This is a genomic window from Leclercia sp. LSNIH3, from assembly GCF_002935105.1.
Taxonomy (GTDB): Bacteria; Pseudomonadota; Gammaproteobacteria; order Enterobacterales; family Enterobacteriaceae; genus Enterobacter; species Enterobacter adecarboxylatus.
This window is the reverse complement of record NZ_CP026387.1, coordinates 3,309,213-3,326,959: the sequence shown is the minus strand read 5'-3', so window position 1 is coordinate 3,326,959 and position 17,747 is coordinate 3,309,213. Positions and strand designations below refer to the sequence as shown.

The 17,747-nt window shown below is 56.9% G+C and carries 14 protein-coding genes; 4 read left to right on the top strand and 10 right to left on the bottom strand.

The genetic code is table 11. From position 1 onward, the window contains the following. Positions 1–165: 165 nt before the first annotated feature. The 4 genes from thyA to rppH all read right to left on the bottom strand — a co-directional run bounded on the left by thyA (position 166) and on the right by rppH (position 4,822). Complete coding sequence (thyA, locus tag C3F35_RS16215) at positions 166–960, bottom strand: thymidylate synthase (protein ID WP_032613755.1); 795 nt, start codon at positions 958–960, stop codon at positions 166–168. Between the two features lie 6 nt (positions 961–966). Then, positions 967–1,839, bottom strand: a complete 873-nt coding sequence (gene lgt / locus C3F35_RS16210) for a prolipoprotein diacylglyceryl transferase (RefSeq protein WP_032613758.1) — start codon at positions 1,837–1,839, stop codon at positions 967–969. A gap of 193 nt (positions 1,840–2,032) precedes the next feature. Further along, positions 2,033–4,279, bottom strand: a complete 2,247-nt coding sequence (ptsP, locus tag C3F35_RS16205; protein ID WP_032613760.1) for a phosphoenolpyruvate--protein phosphotransferase — start codon at positions 4,277–4,279, stop codon at positions 2,033–2,035. Positions 4,280–4,291: 12 nt separating this feature from the next. Beyond that, positions 4,292–4,822, bottom strand: a complete 531-nt coding sequence (gene rppH, locus C3F35_RS16200) for an RNA pyrophosphohydrolase (protein ID WP_032613763.1) — start codon at positions 4,820–4,822, stop codon at positions 4,292–4,294. 684 nt (positions 4,823–5,506) lie between these two features. Between rppH and mutH the strand changes: the two genes are divergently transcribed. The 3 genes from mutH to C3F35_RS16185 all read left to right on the top strand — a co-directional run bounded on the left by mutH (position 5,507) and on the right by C3F35_RS16185 (position 7,844). Continuing rightward, a complete protein-coding gene (mutH, locus tag C3F35_RS16195; protein ID WP_032613765.1) occupies positions 5,507–6,199 on the top strand; it encodes a DNA mismatch repair endonuclease MutH in 693 nt (230 codons plus the stop codon). Between the two features lie 129 nt (positions 6,200–6,328). Beyond that, positions 6,329–6,547: a lipoprotein YgdR gene (gene ygdR / locus C3F35_RS16190; RefSeq protein WP_032613767.1), complete on the top strand. Its 219-nt coding sequence runs from the start codon at positions 6,329–6,331 to the stop codon at positions 6,545–6,547. A 256-nt stretch (positions 6,548–6,803) separates the two neighbouring features. Next, entirely contained in the window at positions 6,804–7,844 is a 1,041-nt protein-coding gene (locus C3F35_RS16185) for an NADP(H)-dependent aldo-keto reductase (protein WP_032613769.1), read from the top strand. 731 nt (positions 7,845–8,575) lie between these two features. On the opposite strand, the gene lplT is transcribed toward C3F35_RS16185, so the two are convergent. Both lplT and aas read right to left on the bottom strand, forming a co-directional pair. Then, positions 8,576–9,769, bottom strand: a complete 1,194-nt coding sequence (lplT, locus tag C3F35_RS16175; RefSeq protein ID WP_040287807.1) for a lysophospholipid transporter LplT — start codon at positions 9,767–9,769, stop codon at positions 8,576–8,578. Continuing rightward, entirely contained in the window at positions 9,762–11,921 is a 2,160-nt protein-coding gene (gene aas / locus C3F35_RS16170; protein ID WP_032613775.1) for a bifunctional acyl-ACP--phospholipid O-acyltransferase/long-chain-fatty-acid--ACP ligase, read from the bottom strand. Before aas ends, lplT begins: the two co-directional genes overlap by 8 nt. A 621-nt stretch (positions 11,922–12,542) precedes the next feature. Between aas and galR the strand changes: the two genes are divergently transcribed. Further along, complete coding sequence (gene galR / locus C3F35_RS16160) at positions 12,543–13,559, top strand: HTH-type transcriptional regulator GalR (RefSeq protein ID WP_032613777.1); 1,017 nt, start codon at positions 12,543–12,545, stop codon at positions 13,557–13,559. Here galR and C3F35_RS16155 read toward each other — a convergent pair. The 4 genes from C3F35_RS16155 to C3F35_RS16140 all read right to left on the bottom strand — a co-directional run bounded on the left by C3F35_RS16155 (position 13,520) and on the right by C3F35_RS16140 (position 17,618). Beyond that, positions 13,520–13,996 carry a GNAT family N-acetyltransferase gene (locus C3F35_RS16155; protein ID WP_103792585.1) on the bottom strand — a complete coding sequence of 159 codons (477 nt, stop codon included), beginning with the start codon at positions 13,994–13,996 and terminating at the stop codon, positions 13,520–13,522. The genes galR and C3F35_RS16155 overlap by 40 nt on opposite strands. Further along, entirely contained in the window at positions 13,993–14,766 is a 774-nt protein-coding gene (locus tag C3F35_RS16150) for a GntR family transcriptional regulator (RefSeq protein WP_059307264.1), read from the bottom strand. The genes C3F35_RS16155 and C3F35_RS16150 overlap by 4 nt, the downstream gene beginning before the upstream one ends. A gap of 90 nt (positions 14,767–14,856) precedes the next feature. Beyond that, a complete protein-coding gene (locus C3F35_RS16145; protein WP_103792586.1) occupies positions 14,857–16,284 on the bottom strand; it encodes a glycoside hydrolase family 1 protein in 1,428 nt (475 codons plus the stop codon). Beyond that, positions 16,281–17,618, bottom strand: coding sequence for a PTS sugar transporter subunit IIC (locus tag C3F35_RS16140; RefSeq protein WP_103792587.1), 1,338 nt, complete (start codon positions 17,616–17,618; stop codon positions 16,281–16,283). Before C3F35_RS16140 ends, C3F35_RS16145 begins: the two co-directional genes overlap by 4 nt. Between the last annotated feature and the right edge of the window lie 129 nt (positions 17,619–17,747).

The following is a 17,747-nucleotide window of genomic DNA, read 5'->3' as shown; positions in this document are numbered from 1 at the left end:
GGAAAAAAACGGTTCGAGCGGCAGAAAGGCAGATTACGAGGCGGTTTCAGCACTTTTAGCGGAATTGCAGCGCGTTGCAATCCTCACGGATGCAGCCTCGCAAAACCATCACGCGGGCATAAAAAAACCGGCGCGAAGAGCGCCGGTTATGTCACGATTGTGGCATCAGATTGCCACAGGCGCTTTGATACCCGGATGCGGGTCGTAACCTTCAATTTCGAAATCTTCGAAGCGATAGTCGAAAATGGAGTCCGGTTTACGTTTGATAACCAGCTTCGGCAGCGCACGCGGCTCACGGGTCAGCTGCAGGTGGGTCTGCTCCATATGGTTGCTGTACAGGTGGGTATCTCCACCGGTCCAGACAAAATCACCCACTTCCAGGTCACACTGCTGCGCCATCATATGCACCAGCAGTGCATAGCTGGCGATGTTGAACGGCAGTCCGAGGAACACATCGCAGGAGCGCTGGTAGAGCTGGCAAGAGAGCTTGCCATCCGCTACGTAGAACTGGAAAAACGCGTGGCACGGGGCCAGCGCCATCTTATCCAGCTCGCCCACGTTCCAGGCAGACACGATGATACGGCGCGAGTCTGGATCGTTTTTCAGCTGATTCATCACGGTGGTGATCTGGTCGATATGGCGGCCATCCGGCGTTGGCCAGGCGCGCCATTGCTTGCCATAGACCGGGCCAAGATCGCCGTTTTCATCCGCCCATTCGTCCCAGATGGAGACATTGTTCTCACGCAGATAGGCAATGTTGGTATCGCCCTGCAGGAACCAGAGCAGTTCATGAATGATGGAGCGTAAATGGCAGCGCTTGGTCGTGACCAGCGGAAAGCCTTCCTGCAGATTGAAGCGCATCTGGTGGCCAAAAATGGAGACCGTCCCGGTGCCGGTGCGATCGTTCTTTGGCGTGCCCTCATCGAGCACTTTTTGCATCAGTTCAAGATACTGTTTCATGATTCCTCAGGAGACCTGTTGCTGTGGACGACGGAACGCCCAGACCATCATTGCAATGCCCGCGATAATCATCGGAATGGAGAGGATCTGCCCCATGCTGATGTACTGAACCCACGTCCCGGTAAACTGCGCATCCGGCTGACGGAAGAACTCAACGATGATGCGGAACGCGCCATAACCGATCAGGAACAGGCCCGATACGGAGCCGGTCGGACGCGGCTTGCGAATAAACAGGTTCAGAATGATAAACAGCACCACACCTTCCAGCGCCATTTCATACAGTTGGGACATATGGCGCGGCAGAACGCCGTAGGTATCGAAAATGGACTGCCACTCCGGGTGCGATGGCAGCAGCGCCATATCTTCGGCACGCGACTGCGGGAAGAGCATGGTAAACGACACGCTCGGATCAACGCGGCCCCACAGTTCACCGTTGATGAAGTTACCGAGACGACCCGCACCCAGACCAAACGGGATTAATGGCGCAATAAAATCAGCCACCTGGAAGAAGCTGCGTTTAGTGCGTTTAGCGAAGATGACCATCACCAGGATGACACCAATCAGGCCACCGTGGAAGGACATGCCGCCATCCCAGACGCGGAACAGGTAGAGCGGATCGGCCAGGAAGACCGGGAAGTTATAGAACAGCACATAGCCGATACGTCCACCGAGGAAAACGCCGAGGAAACCGGCATACAGCAGGTTTTCCACTTCGTCTTTGGTCCAGCCACTGCCAGGGCGTTTGGCGCGACGGCCAGCCAGCCACATGGCAAAGACGAAACCGACCAGATACATCAGGCCGTACCAGTGAAGCGCGACGGGTCCAATTGAGAAAATGACCGGATCAAACTCCGGAAAATGCAGATAGCCACTGTTCATCTGTCACCACAAGATGTTGTTATTCCGCTGAAAGTGGACAGCGGTAGAGATGCGCGCAAAGGCGTACCCTGCGCTCCAAAGGTGCGAATCATAGCACAAGCGAGCGAGGAGGTTGCGCCCGAGATGTAAAAGATGTGTATAGAGACTTCGCCTAGTTTGTGTCCCTCCCCCGGGGAGGAGGGATACCCGGCGTTTAACGTCCGCCGCGGATCAGGCCACCCATACCGCGACGCTCCATAAAGGCCGCCACCTGATGACGTACTTCCGTCGCCAGCTGTGCTTCAAGGCTGCGTTTTGCCAGCAGCTGCGCCTCTTCAAAATCGATATGCCGCAGCAGATATTTCACACGGGCGACAGAGCGTCCGTTCATGGATAAGTGACGGAAACCGAGGCCGATCAGGATCGCGACACACATCGAGTCACCGGCCATCTCGCCGCACAAACGCAGATCGATGCCCTGCTCTTGTGCCTCGCGGGCGATCATCGCCAGCGCACGGAGCATCGCCGGATGCAGGCTATCGTAAATACTCGCCACCCGGGTGTTGTTACGATCCACCGCCAGCATGTACTGGGTCAGGTCGTTAGTGCCCACCGAGATGAAATCGACGCGGCTCGCCAGCTGCGGCAGCATAAAGACCATCGAGGGGACTTCGAGCATCACCCCGATCCGCGGTTTCGGAATTTCGTAGCCGATCATCTCTTCGACTTCGCGCCCGGCACGTTCAATAAGACGCCGGGCTTCGTCGATCTCGTCGATGCTGGTCACCATCGGCAACAAAATGCTGAGGTTACCGGTCGCGGCATTGGCGCGCAGCATGGCACGCACCTGGATCAGGAAGATCTCCGGCTGATCGAGGGTAATGCGGATCCCGCGCCAGCCCAGGCAGGGGTTCTCTTCGCTGATCGGCATGTACGGCAGTTGCTTATCCGCACCGACATCCAGGGTGCGTAGCGTCACCGGTTTGTCGTTGAACATCTGCAACATGCCCTGATACTGCGCCACCTGCTCCTCTTCGGAGGGGAAGCCGCTTTGCAGCATAAACGGAATTTCTGTGCGGTAGAGGCCGATGCCATCAATACGGCTGCCGAGCTTCTCTTCATGCTCGGGGCTTAACCCGGCATTGAGCATGACTTTGATCCGCTCGCCGCTTTTCAGCGCGGCAGGCTGATTAACGTCATCTTCGGCAAGACGGCTCAGCTCGTTCTCTTCGCTGATAAGCTTTTGATATTCTTGCAACAACACCGGTTCAGGATCGACCAGCAGCTCGCCGCGATAGCCATCGACCACCAGCGTGCGACGATGCAGCGCCGATGGCTGAATATCGGCCCCCATTACGGTCGGGATCCCCAGCGCACGCACCATAATGGCGGCGTGAGAGTTAGCGGCGCCATCGCGCACCACGATCCCGGCCAGTCGGTCCTGCGGCAGCTCTGCGAGGGTGGTTGCCGAGAGCTCATCCGCCACCAGCACAAATCGCGGCGGCCAGGTATTAGCGCCCTGAATGGTGTCATCCAGATGGAACAGCAGACGCTGACCTAAGGTGCGCAGATCCCCGGCACGCTCTTTCAGATAGCCGTCAGTTAAGGAGGCGAACTGTTCGGCGAATTTTTCGATGATCTTTTTAACCGCCCACTCGGCGACCGCGCCGTTGTCGACCTCGTTAAACAGCTCCCGGCGCAGGCGGGCATCGGACAACAGGTGAGAGTAAAGATCGAAGATCGCCGCCGTCTCTTTCTGCGCCCCGGCGGCAAAACGCTTGCTGTAACGGCGAAACTCGTTCGCGGCCTCTTCCAGCGCGCCGGTGAGACGTTCGCGCTCAAGAGCGGTGTCCAGCGTCGAGGCTTCGTAAACCTGCTCCATTAACGGCAGCGTGGCGTCCATCCAGCCTTCTGCAATCGCAACACCCGGTGAGGCCGGTAAAGCGCGAATGCGCGTCTGCCGGTACTGACCAAACAGTGCCGTCAGCTGAGATTGGGAAAGAATGGCGGCCATTTGCGTGGCCAGCGTAACGAGGAACGACTCTTCGCTTTCATCATACTGGCGCAGCTCACGCTGCTGTACCACCAGCACGCCAAGTAGCTGACGGCGCTGGATAATCGGCACGCCGAGGAAGGCGCGGAAGCGCTCCTCTTTGACGGAGGGGATATATTTAAAGCTGGGGTGTTTCTGCGCATCGGCAAGGTTGATGGGTTCCGCCAGACGCCCGACCAGACCTACAACGCCTTCATCAAATGCCAGCGCAACGGTACGACCACGCGGTTTTTTTAATCCGCGCGTGGCCATAAGGTAGTAACACCTGCGGTCGTGATCGGCCAGATAGACCGAACACACCTCGGTTTCCATCGCAAGGCAGATATCCGTGACCAGAATATCCAGCGCCTCGTTGAGCCGTGGGGCACTGGCCACCTTCTCGACTATTTCGCGCAGGCGGGTGAGCATAATGTGCGTAGCTTAACCTCTTTTACGTCGCCAGGCAGGTGCGCTCTGCGGCTTAGGAGGGGCCTCCTGAAGCATCATCACGGCACTTGCGAACTCTTTCATCACCCTACGGTAAACGTCGCGCTTAAAGGACACGACCTGACGAACGGGATACCAGTAGCTGACCCAGCGCCAGCCATCAAATTCGGGCGTGCTGCTGGTTTGCATATTGATATCCGCATCGCTGCTCACCAATTGCAGAAGAAACCATTTCTGTTTCTGGCCGATACATACCGGCTTTGTGTCCCAACGCACCAAACGCTTCGGTAACTTGTAACGCAACCAGTTGCGGGTCGAAGCCAGAATGCGGACATCCTTGCGGCTTAAGCCAACTTCTTCGAACAGCTCCCGATACATCGCTTGCTCTGCTGACTCTCCTGGATTAATCCCACCTTGGGGAAATTGCCAGGAGTGCTGACCATATCGCCGGGCCCACATAACCTGACCCTGGCGATTACAAATTACGATACCTACATTCGGGCGGTAGCCATCGTCATCAATCACCGGACTACCCCAAACTAAACCTTATATATAAATGATTGTTTCACACTCCAGTGAGGCGGTAAACCACTCTCTTTCTGGCCTGGAGCCGAATAACATTTGAATAACTCACAATTATCATCAGAGTTATAAACAGATGACCGGTCAGAAGGGCAATTTTATTCACTTTTTCTGTGGATAGAGTTGTGAAGAAGTGTGGAATTACCGATGGACAACCCAGATCACTCTGAATATTGCAGATAAGACTGATTTTTACAAAGGACTATATTTCATAGAGTTAAACTGTGGATTACCTGAATTACAGGCCTTAGTGTGATGCAGGTCACTTTAAAGATCGTCGTACTGATGAAAGATCGAACAACGTCGGTTTTATCCACAGATTGTGCCAATAAGTTAGGCACATTTTGTCTGATTTTTCGATTTTCATCCCACGTCAAGGCTGTAAATGGAAACAGTAGTGGGGGTTATGCCCAGTTATCCCATTTTTCTGTGGATAACAGGGTGTAAGATCCTGTTTATTGTCAGTGACCAGATTTGAACAACTGGGATATATCCCGTACCTAAACGGGTTAGCAGTTGATAAAAATTGTGATAAATCATCCACCTGGAACAGGCAAAAAGAAAAAGTTAAACTCTGTCTGTGCAGTGGAAAACTGCTGTTCATTTTTTAACCAAAAGGCAATCACCATGCTTCCCCTCGCTCCCCTGACCTCTCCCCCCGCAACGGAAGCGGCCTTATTGCAACAAGCGCAGCGCCTGGCGGGATACTCGCTGGGAGAGCTTGCCGCCCTGGCCGGTCTGCCTGTTCCGCCCGATCTGAAGCGTGATAAAGGGTGGACGGGCGTTCTGCTGGAGCTGTGGCTGGGGGCCAGCGCGGGCAGCAAACCAGAACAGGATTTTGCCGCCCTGGGGGTGGAGCTGAAGACTATCCCAATCGACAGCCTCGGTCGCCCGCTGGAGACGACCTTTGTCTGCGTGGCACCCTTAACCAGCAATACCGGGATCACCTGGGAGAGCAGCCACGTGCGGCATAAGCTGAAGCGGGTGCTGTGGATCCCGGTAGAGGGGGATCGTGCGATCCCGTTGGCGGCACGGCGCGTCGGCGCGCCTTTGATCTGGAGCCCGGATGAAGATGAAGATCGTCAGCTGCGGCTGGACTGGGAGGAGTTAATGGACATGATCGTGCTGGGTCAGGTTGAGCGTATCACCGCCCGTCACGGCGAAGTGCTCCAGCTGCGACCCAAAGCGGCAAACAGTAAAGCCCTCACCGAGGCCATCGGCGCGCGCGGCGAACCGATCCTGACGCTGCCCCGTGGCTTTTATTTGAAAAAGAACTTCACGGGTGCTCTGTTAGCCCGTCACTTTCTGCTGAACACGTGACTTTTTAGCCAGAATTATGTCTTTTATCACATAATTGCCCGTTTTTTCAGATTTCACCGCTTTGTTAAAACCTAAGCCCGAGTTATTACTACACTAAGATGTGATACGAGCCAGGTGGAGGTAATAAAAATGAAGAAATGGGCAGTAATAATCTCGGCTGTTGGTTTAGCGTTTGCCGTTTCAGGTTGTAGCAGCGATTACGTCATGGCGACGAAAGATGGCCGCATGATCCTGACCGACGGCAAACCCGAAGTCGACGATGATACCGGTCTGGTCAGCTACCGGGATCAGCAGGGTAATAATATGCAGATTAACCGCGACGACGTTTCACAGATTATTGAAAGATAGTCGTAAAGGTCAGCAGCTTGCTGGCCTTTTGATTTTTCTCTTCCCCTTTCGCTTCCCCTCTGCCATGTTTGTATACCCGTCATACTTCAGGTTACAGACGCGTTGGCTGCGCTTGCTCACTCCAGTCACATAGTTATCTATGCTCCTGGGGATGCGCTCTCCTGCCGCCTTCCTGCAACTCGAATTTTGTAGGGTATGTTCTTTGTCGGGAAGTTCCTTCCTGATGCGCTTAACATGTCAAATAAGGAAGCCGGCTATGCATTATCACCGTATCCCCCATAGCGCTCTTGAGATAAGCCAACTGGGGTTGGGCACGATGACATTTGGTGAACAAAATAGCGAAGCCGATGCCCATGCCCAACTCGATTACGCCGTCAGCCAGGGCATTAACCTGATTGATGTCGCAGAGATGTACCCGGTGCCACCCCGCCCGGAAACCCAGGGCTTAACCGAAACTTATGTCGGCAACTGGCTGGCAAAACGCGGCAACCGCGAAAAGCTGATTGTCGCCTCCAAAGTCAGCGGCCCGTCGCGCAATAATGACAGCGGCATTCGCCCGAATCAGATGCTCGATCGGAAAAACATCCGCGCCGCGCTGGATGCCAGCCTGACGCGTTTACAGACCGATTATCTCGACCTTTATCAGGTCCACTGGCCTCAGCGCCCGACCAACTGCTTCGGCAAGCTTGGATATAGCTGGAGCGATAGCGCGCCGGTCGTCACGCTGCTGGAAACGCTGGAAGCCTTAACCGAATGCCAGCGCGCGGGGAAAATCCGCTACATCGGCGTCTCTAACGAAACGGCCTTCGGCGTCATGCGCTATCTGCACCTGGCGGATAAGCACGACCTGCCGCGCATCGTGACCATTCAAAACCCGTACAGCCTGGTGAACCGCAGCTATGAAGTGGGTCTGGCGGAAGTGAGCCAGTATGAAGGCGTTGAACTGCTGGCCTACTCTTGCCTGGCCTTCGGGACGCTGACCGGTAAGTATCTCAACGGTGCCAAACCGGCGGGAGCACGTAATACGCTGTTTAGCCGCTTTACCCGTTACAGCGGTGAGCAGACGCAGAAAGCGGTGGCGGCCTACGTCGATATCGCTAAACGTCACGGGCTGGATCCAGCGCAGATGGCACTGGCCTTTGTGCGCCGTCAGCCGTTTGTTGCCAGCACCCTGTTGGGCGCGACCACCCTGGAGCAGCTGAAAACGAACATTGAAAGCTTCCATCTGGATCTGAGCGAAGAAGTGTTAGCGGAGATTGAAGCGGTGCATCAGGTGTATACCTACCCGGCGCCGTAATAAAAGCAAAAAGGCAACCTGAGTTGTAATGCCAGTCAGTTAAGCCCGGCGGATTGTTCCGTTCACCTCATGTTCAGCAGAAGATGGCATTACACAACCCGTGAACGTGACAAGGGGGGCCGCCGGGCCCCCCTTATCAATCCCCGCGGCCCCGCAATGAAACCGGTGCTCCGCACTGCGCTCACCTCCCGACCGGCTGCCTGCGGTCGGCTCAACTCGACATCCTGTCTCGATTCGCCTCTGGCCGCCATCCCTGGCGCCCAGCCCTTGTCATCCGGTCTCCGGTTCGCCGGTTTCAGCGGGGACTCAACACCCGTGCCACATTCAGGCGACTGAGAAGCGTGAGGGAGCGTGAATCCGGCTGAAAATCGCCGAAGCGTTGACCGCAGGCCGGGGCGAGGCGCAGGGACGCGCCGGGAGGGCATAGCCTGCAGGGATGCAGGCTGGTACCCGGCCCGAAAGCCGGAGGGAATAAGCTGAGGACAAAATTGCCGGGAGCCGGGGTAGCCAGGGGGGAGGCGGCGAGCCCCCCTGGCACGTTCACCGCAGCGGAGGGGGCATAAAGCAGAGGTGCTTTAGTGAACGGAACCCTTCCACTTCAGTCGCTTAGAAATACCGAATCGTTTAACTGACTGGCATTACAACCTGAGTTGCCTTATTTAATATTTGCGCCCTCTCTCAAGGAGAGTGCCTCAGGATGAAGGCATCAGACCGGACAGCCCGGCGCGGTATTACCGCCGACGCTGCCACACCCACAGCGCCGCAATCGCCAGCGCAAACAGGCCACCAAATCCAACGCCAATGCCCACCACCGGCACCCCCACCTTCACGGCCAGCGAGTAAAGCCCGAGCATCAGCAGCATGGCGGCGTTTTCACCGAGGTTTTGCACCGCAATGGCATTGCCTGCGCCAACGGTATGTTTCCCGCGCTCCTGCAGCAGCGCATTGAGCGGTACCACGAAGAAGCCCCCGCAGATCCCCATCAGGAACAGCAGCGCATAGGCCGGTAACAGCGCATGTTGCAGGGCGAAGATCAGCACCACCACGCCAATCAGGATCCCGGCAGGCATACAGCGGGCCACCGTTTGCAGTGTCACCAGCTTCGCCGCGGCACCCGCGCCGAGAACGATCCCCACCGCCACCATTGCGTTGAGATAGGTTGGCGTGGCGTTATCGGTAATACCCAGCGCCGTGGGCACCCACAGCACCAGCAGGAAGCGCAGCGTGACCCCCGCGCCCCAGAACATGCTGGTCCCCATCAGCGAGAAGCGGGTTTCACCGTTTTGCCACAGTACGCGGCAGGCGTTAAAGAAGCTGGCGGTCATCGGGGTAAAACGCCAGGACTGCCCCGGACGCGCCGCCGGCAGTTTCGGGATGAAGACGTTGGCGATCACCGCCCCGCCATACACCACGGCACAAACGCCCAGCGCCGCCAGCACATGCCAGTCTGCCAGCACCCCACCCGCCATGGAACCCAACAGGATCGCCGCAATGGTTGACGCTTCCATCAGCCCGTTAGCTTTGACCAGCTTATCCCCGGTCGTCAGCTCGCCGAGGATGCCGTATTTAGCCGGTGAGTAGGCTGCCGCCCCAATCCCCACCAGCGTATAGCCAATAAACGGATTCACGCCAAAGCAGATACTGGCGGCACCCAGCAGTTTCAGGCTGTTGGCGAACATCATCACTCGCCCTTTCGCGAAGCTATCCGCGACCTGACCCACAAAGGGGGCGAAAACGATGTAAGCGCCCACAAACACCATCTGTAGAATCGGTTGGCTCCAGTCCGGGTAAAACTGGGATTTGAGCAGCGCCAGGGTGGCAAACAGCAGTGCGTTATCGCCAAAAGCAGAGAGGAACTGGGCGGCAGTGACCGCCATCATCCCTTTCGACCAGATTGAGGTGTTAGTGTGTACTGACTCACTCATTATGCGGCTCCGCCTGGTCAACCATGCCTTTGAGGGTGACAAAATCCGGCTTGCCGCTGCCCAGCACCGGAAGCTGTTTTAAGTAGCGAATATCGCGCGGTACCGCCAGCTCAGGAATGCCATGCTCTCGCGCCTTCTGAAGCAACTGCTCGCGCTTCAGCTCGCTGTCGGTGGTAAAGAGCACCAGCGCCTCGCCTTTACTGGCATCGGTTTTCACTGCAGTGGCGTGCATTTTGTCCGCCGAAACGGCCAGCGCCAGCTGTTCAACCATCTCCAGCGACACCATTTCCCCGGCGATTTTGGCAAAGCGTTTTGCGCGGCCCTGGATCTGCACATAGCCCTGCTCGTCAAAGCGTACGATATCGCCGGTGTCGTACCAGCCGGTTTCGACCTCGCCGTTGATATTCTCTGCCGTTGGCGCTTCCAGCACGCCCGGGTTTTCTACCCGCAGGTAGCCGTTCATGACGTTCGGCCCTTTCAGCTGCAGGCGTCCGCCCTCTTCAATGCCCGGAACGGCGAGCAGACGCGCGTCCATCCCCGGTAGAATGCGCCCGACGGTGCCGGGCTTCGCCGCCATCGGCACGTTAATAGAGACCACCGGCGCGCACTCGGTCACGCCGTAGCCTTCCAGGATGCGCAGGCCAAACTTGTCCTGCCACAGCTGGCGGGTGCTCTCCTGTAATTTCTCCGCCCCGGCCACCACGTAGCGCACGCGGTGAAAATCATACGGATTGGCGAAACGGGCGTAGTTGCCGAGGAAGGTCGAGGTGCCAAAGATCACCGTACAGTTACGGTCATAGGTCAGCTCGGGCACAATGCGATAGTGCAGCGGGCTAGGATAGAGGAACACTTCGGCACCGGTAAGCAGCGGCGTGAACAGCCCCACTGTCAGGCCAAAGGAGTGGAACAGCGGCAGCGCCGACATAAAGCGATCCCGGGCGGTGAAGTCAGCGATAGTTTTAATCTGCTCGACGTTGGCCAGCAGGCTTTTATGGCTGTGGACCACCCCTTTCGGGTTCCCCTCCGAGCCGGAGGTAAAGAGGATCACGGCGGCATCTTCCGGCTGCTGTTTCACCTGCGCCAGGTGCGGCATCAGCAGGTGAGCAAAAATCCACAGCTTATCGCCCGCGGTGACCTCTGCTTTCAGATCTTCGAGGAAGACCCAGCGCACCTGGGTGAGCTGCTCAGGCAGATGCCAGAGTTTGCCTTTATCGAGAAACGTGCGTGAGGTAAACACAGTATTGATTTGCGCGGCGGTGAAGGCGCTGCTGAGTCCTTTCACCCCTGCGGTGTAGTTCAGCATCGCAGGAATACGCCCGCGGGAGACGGCACCAAAGATCACCGCGGCGCTGATCCCGGCATTCGGCAGCAGCAGGCCGATCTTTTCCCCTTGCTTGCTGTATTTTTCAAGGATACGGCCAACAAACAGGGTTTTGGTCAGCAGCTTGTGATAGCTGTCAGGGGCAAAATTGATATCGTCGATGCAGTGTTTCTTTGCGCCATAGCGGTACATCGCCGACAACAGCGACTCATACAGGGTTTCGCGCGGGCGCACCGCCATCCGGGCTTCCATCATGACCTGATGCAGCATCTCCCCGGCGATTTTACGTCGATCGCGGGCGCGAGGCGCATCGGGCATCGGCAAAGTGGTCGGCGGCAGCAGATGCAGGGTAATGCGTGGGAACAAGCGCTGTTTCACCAGCCCTTTCAGACGGCTGAAAAAGGTCAGCTCCGCGCCTTCAATGCGTACCGGCACCACGGTGGCACCGGATTTCGCCGCCACAAAACCCGCGCCGTCATAGATTTTCATCAGCGAGCCGGTGATAGAGATGCGCCCTTCCGGGAAGATCACCACCGGACGCCCCTGCTCAATCAGACGCACCAGGTGTTTGATCATCATCGGTTTGGTCGGGTCGAGCGGAACAAAATCAATCAGTGATGTCAGCCAGCGCATGTACCACTGCTTGCTGACAGAGGTATAGACCGCGAACACCGGCCGCACGGGTAAAAACAGCGCCAGCAGAATGCCGTCAATAAAGGAGACATGATTGGGGGTGATAAGAACGCGCCCGGCGTGCAATGCCTGGGTGTCGCCCGTCAGACGGACACGAAAAAGAATACGGAACAGCGTGCGGAAGAACCCAAATAACATCTCAACTCCCTTTGCCTTTCAATTTGTCGGGTTACGGTAAATTGTGGCAGATTACACGAGAAGTGCAGCAGGAGCGACAGCCGGATAGAGACAAAAAAAAACCTGCGCATCTGCGCAGGTTGGTGCAAGAGATGAGTACGCAGTACGTACTAAGAATTCTCACCAATCAATACCTCTGGGATCTTGATTGTGGCGTCTGGCACCCGACTTCTCCAGTGCTAAAAAGCAAGCGAATGAGCCGAAGTGCAACCAGGTGTGAATTTTATCTGCGGCTGTTACATGTTGAACAACAAGCAAAAAAAACCTGCGTAAGAACGCAGGCTGGTGTAAAGCTTGGCAGTTAACCGCGGGTTAACGTCACCTATCAATACCTCTGGGATCTCAAATGTAGCAATGGCGACTCTTTCCCTGCCAGCAGACAATCGCAACAGCCTGAGGCAAAGTGTAACCAAAGATTCAAATTCACCCGTCTTTGTCACGCTTCGCTGTGTAACGATTACACAATTTCCGCAGCCCTGTATCACCTTTGTGAAATGCCTCACCGCCCTGCGCTTGAATACACCTGACTTTTCCGCAACACTAATTAGTGTGTAAACGCTTACCCCAATGAGAAGGTAGAGAATGGCGACAATTAAGGATGTGGCCCGACTGGCGGGTGTTTCTGTTGCCACGGTTTCACGCGTCATCAACAATTCCCCCAAAGCCAGCGAAACCTCCCGTCAGGCGGTGCTGGCTGCGATGGAATCACTGAACTATCACCCTAATGCCAACGCCCGGGCGCTGGCCCAGCAGTCTACCGATACCGTCGGGCTGGTGGTGGGCGATGTGTCAGATCCCTTTTTCGGCGCGATGGTGAAAGCCGTGGAGCAGGTCGCCTACCACACCGGCAATTTTCTGCTGATCGGCAATGGTTACCACAACGAACAGAAAGAGCGTCAGGCGATTGAGCAGTTGATTCGTCACCGTTGCGCGGCGCTGGTGGTGCATGCGAAGAAGCTGCCGGATGATGAGCTCGTCCATCTGATGAAGCAGATCCCCGGCATGGTCATTGTGAACCGCATTATTCCCGGCTATGAACAGCGCTGCGTGGCTCTGGACGATCGCTATGGCGCCTGGCTTGCCACTCGCCACTTGATCCAGCAGGGCCATACCCGCATCGGCTACCTCTGCTCTAACCACCCTATCTCTGATGCCGAAGACCGGCTACAGGGTTATTACGATGCGCTGCGCGAAAACGACCTGCCCTGCAACGATCGTCTGGTCACCTATGGCGAACCCGATGAGCGCGGCGGCGAGCAGGCCATGACGGAGTTGCTGGGACGCGGGCGTAACTTTACGGCGATTGCCTGCTATAACGACTCAATGGCGGCCGGGGCGATGGGCGTATTAAACGATAACGGGATTGACGTGCCGGGAGATATTTCGCTAATCGGCTTCGATGACATTCTTATCTCCCGCTATGTTCGCCCGCGGCTGACCACGGTGCGCTACCCGATTGTCACAATGGCGACCCAGGCGGCGGAGCTGGCGCTGTCACTGGCGGATAAACGCCAGCCGCCGGAGATCACCCACGTGTTCAGCCCGACGCTGGTGCGCCGTCACTCGGTCACGCCGCCGGCAGAGTCCACCAGCGAATAGCGGTACAGGTGCACGGTTTTGTCCGGGTACTCCAGGCCGTCACCGATGTAGTTCCAGCCGTAGCGTTCATAGAAATCGCGGCAGGCTGACCAGAGATGCAGCTCGCGATGTCCGTTCTCTGCGGCATACCTCTGCACATGATGCTGTAATTTGCCCGCCAGCCCCTGCCCGCGCGCCGCTTCATCCACATAGAGCGCCGCCAGCCAGGGGTAGAGATCCTGGCGGGTGATCAGATCGCAGCGCCATAACCCCACCGTGCCAAGTAACTGCTCGCCCTCGGTGGCAATAAAGGTGAGCGGCAGCGCGCCCGGAGTCTGACTGTAGGTCACGACGCTGGCGAAAAAATCGCGCGACAGGCCGTCGCCAAAGGCCTGCCACAGCCAGTCGATCACCTGCTCCGCATGCTGCGGGGCGGCGTACAGCGGTTGGATCTTCACACCAGCTTCCCCTGGAAAAGGGGCACCGACTCAAACAGATAACCGTCAAAGTCCGGGGCGTCTTCATCGGAGAACTCCAGCAGGCTCTTTTTGACATTTTCCAGATGCTGGAACATGGCCTGCCAGGCTCCCATTACGTCGCGGCGGCGGAGGGCGGCGAGAATAGTTTGTCTGTCGCCCAGCCACTTCAGGCGATATGCCCGGCTGGCGATATGGACGTTGAACTGCTGCCACAGTGGACTGCTGTCCATGTGGTGCCAGACGCTTTCAACCGTCGCCAGCAGCATCTGATTCTGCGTAGCGGCTGCCAGCACCAGATGAAACATCTTGCTGTTGTCCTGGCTGTTGTCATTGGCGGCGATCGCCCGCTGCTCCTGCTCGATGATGCGACGCAGGTTGTCGATATCGGCGCGGGTCGCCATTTTGGCAGCAAAAGCGGCGATGTTGCTTTCGAGCAGCTGGCGCGCCTGTAAGATTTCAAACGGGCCAACGTCGCTTTTTAACAGACGCTCTTCCTCGTTTTCATGCTCTTCGGGGATGCGCATCACGTAGACGCCGGACCCCTGACGGATATCCACGGTGCCCTGCAGCTCCAGCATCAGCAGCGCTTCCCGCACGATAGTGCGGCTGACGCCGTAGGTTTCCGCGATATTGCGCTCCGGCGGCAGACGCGAGCCTACGGGATAGTGCCCCTGGATGATCTGGGCGCGTAAATCTTCGCCAATCTCCTGGTACTGCTTCTTTTCCGCCGGGACGACAGCCTTATCCACGTTATCACCTGTACTGTGAGTTAATGCGCGGGCCGGGCATCCTCCCGGCCAGTTTGCGCACTATGTTACCAGAAGCGTCGCGATCTGCGGCTACTTCCATTCGTCATCAATGGTCAGGGTCAGCACACGCTCATCACGCAGTTGCCGGAACCAGCTGGCCGACTTTTTGGGGTGTCGGGCGCGGTTATCCGCCAGATCGATCTCAATCAGGCCGTAGCGGTTTTTAAAGGCGTTCATTGGCGAGACGTTATCGGTGAAGGCCCACAGCATGAAGCCGTGGCAGTTTGCCCCCTCCTCCCGCGCCAGCAGCGTGTAATAGAGATGCTCGCTGATGAAGTTAATGCGGTAGCTGTCCTCAATGATTCCGTCGCGGTTGCGGTACTGGCCTTCGTTTTCCACTCCCATCCCGCTTTCGGCGACAAACCAGTCGATGTTGCGGTAGTCGTTTTTGATCCGCATCGCCATGTCGTAAATAATCCGCGGGGCGATCTCCCAGCCACGGGAGGGGTTCATTCGCCGCCCCGGCAGTTCAAAGGGTTCGTAGTACCAGGCCGGATGGAAGGGTGTGTCAGGATGCCATGCCCGGGACGGAGCCTTAACCCGATGCGGGTAATAGAGGTTGATCCCCAGCTCATCGACGGTGTTGTCAGCTATCAGCGCCAGCTCTTCGGCGCTGTATTCCCACTGCACCTGATGTTTCTCCAGCAGGGTAAACAATTCTTGCGGGTAGTGGCCGTGTACCAGTGGATCGAGGAATACCCGGTTGTAGAACAGGTCGTAGATCTCAGCGGCCTTCACATCATGGGCCGCGCGCGACCGCGGATAGGTCACCTCCGGGTTAAGAATGCAGCCCACGCTACCGCGATAACCTTTTTCACGGAACAGCTTCACCACCTTCGCCGTCGCCAGCACCTTATGGTGATTCCACTGCATCCAGGTGCTGGTGTTCTGTTCATACGGCCAGCGCAGCGCGTCGAGATAGACCCGGGTCTGGACCACAATCGGCTCGTTGAAGCTGAACCAGCGCTTCACCTGATGGTGATAGCGGGCAAACACTTTTTCGGCATAGCGCACGAACAGTTCCACCACATGCTTTGACGCCCAGCCGCCGTAGGTTTCCAGCAAGACGCCCGGCAGCTCGTAGTGCTCCAGGCAGATCATCGGCTCAATGCCCTGGCGGTGCATCTCCGCAAACAGGGCGTCGTAATAGGCGGCGTACTCCTCATCCACGGTGGCGTTTTCGTAATCGGTAAGAAAACGCGACCAGTTGATCGAGGTGCGGTAGTGGGTCAGCCCGGCCTGCTTCATCAGCGCCACGTCTTCACGGAACCGGTTGATGAAATCGGTGGCGACCGCCGGGCCGTAGCCGTTATGCCACACCTGACGATCGTTTTTGTACCAGAGATCGATCCACGAATCCTGCCCGGCTTTCTTGCCGCTCCAGCCCTCGGTTTGCCAGGCGGAGGCCGCCGCCCCAAGGATAAAATCCTCGGGGATAGTCATCTGTTTTATGCTCATGCGTTATTTGTCGCCTCCTTGTTGGCGGCCTGAATCGCAGCCTGCTCAGCGCGGCGTGAAGCAATTTTCACAAACGGCAGGTAAATCAGGACGGCAGTAATGATGCAGATACCCTGCGTGACCACCGCACCCATCGAACCGGCGGTGGAGAGCCAGGCGTTGATCAGCGGCGGTGTGGTCCAGGGCACCATCACCACGGCTTTACCGGCAAAACCGGTGACGGTGGCGAAGTAACCGATGGAGCCGGTCACCAGCGGGGTGATGATGAATGGGATCGCCAGAATCGGGTTGAGCATGATTGGCATACCGAAGATCACCGGCTCATTGATGTTAAAGATCCCCGGGCCGATGGAGAGCTTGGCAATCTCCTTCATCTCTTTGCGTTTGGTGCCGATCATCACGGCGATCAGCAGGCCAATGGTCAGGCCCGAGCCGCCGATGCTCATGTACACATCCCAGAACGGCATGGTGATGATGTTCGGGATCTCTTTGCCCTGCTCAAAGGCGCTCATGTTGACGGTGATCGCCCCCAGCAGTAGCGGCTCGCGGATCGGTTTGATCATCTGGTTACCGTGGATACCAATCACCCAGAACAACTGAGCGACGAACATCAGCAGCAGGATCCCCGGCAGGCTTTGTACCACCCGCTCCAGCGGCTGCTGCACCACCTGATAGACCGCATCGTACAGGTACATGCCGGTCACCTGATGGAACACAAAACCAAAGGTGGCGATGAGGGTGGTGGTAATGATCGCCGGGATCAGCGCCGAAAACGAGGCCGACACGTTCGGCGGCACGGTGTCAGGCATTCTGATTTTCAGCCCCGGGCGTCCCTCCAGCCAGCAGTAAATCTCCACCGACAGGATGGCGATAAACATGCCGAGGAACAGGCTGCGGGTATCGGAGAACTGGCGCAGCAGCACATCTTTTACGATGTGCATTTCGCCATCGACCATCATCTCAACGGTGGTGGGGGTGACGCAGATAAAGCAGATCACCGCCAGCAGCCCCGGGAACAGGGACTTCATGCCGTTGATGCGCCCCAGTTCGATGCCAATTAAGAACACGGCTCCGATATTAAGGAAGTTCAGCGTGGCGTAGTTCAGGGCGCTGGTGATCGGTTTTAGCGTGGCGAGAAACGAGAGCGACTGAAAGCTGGCTAAACCGTTTTTCGGATCCAGCACCATGTTGGAGATCAGCACCGAAAACGCGCCCACAATGATGACCGGCATTAAGGTGATGAAGGCGGACTTTATCGCCATGATGTAGCGATAACTGTTGAACTTAGTGGCGAAACTGCCCAGAGAGTTGATCAGTTTTTCCTGTAATGCCATGGGGTAATACCTCAGTAAAAGGGCCTTTATTGGGATAAGGTGTACAGCCGGCTTCTATTGGCATACCAAAAATAGCTTCCAGTCACGATTTGTTCTGTGATTAAGCTCTCAACGCGGAAAGAGGTATCC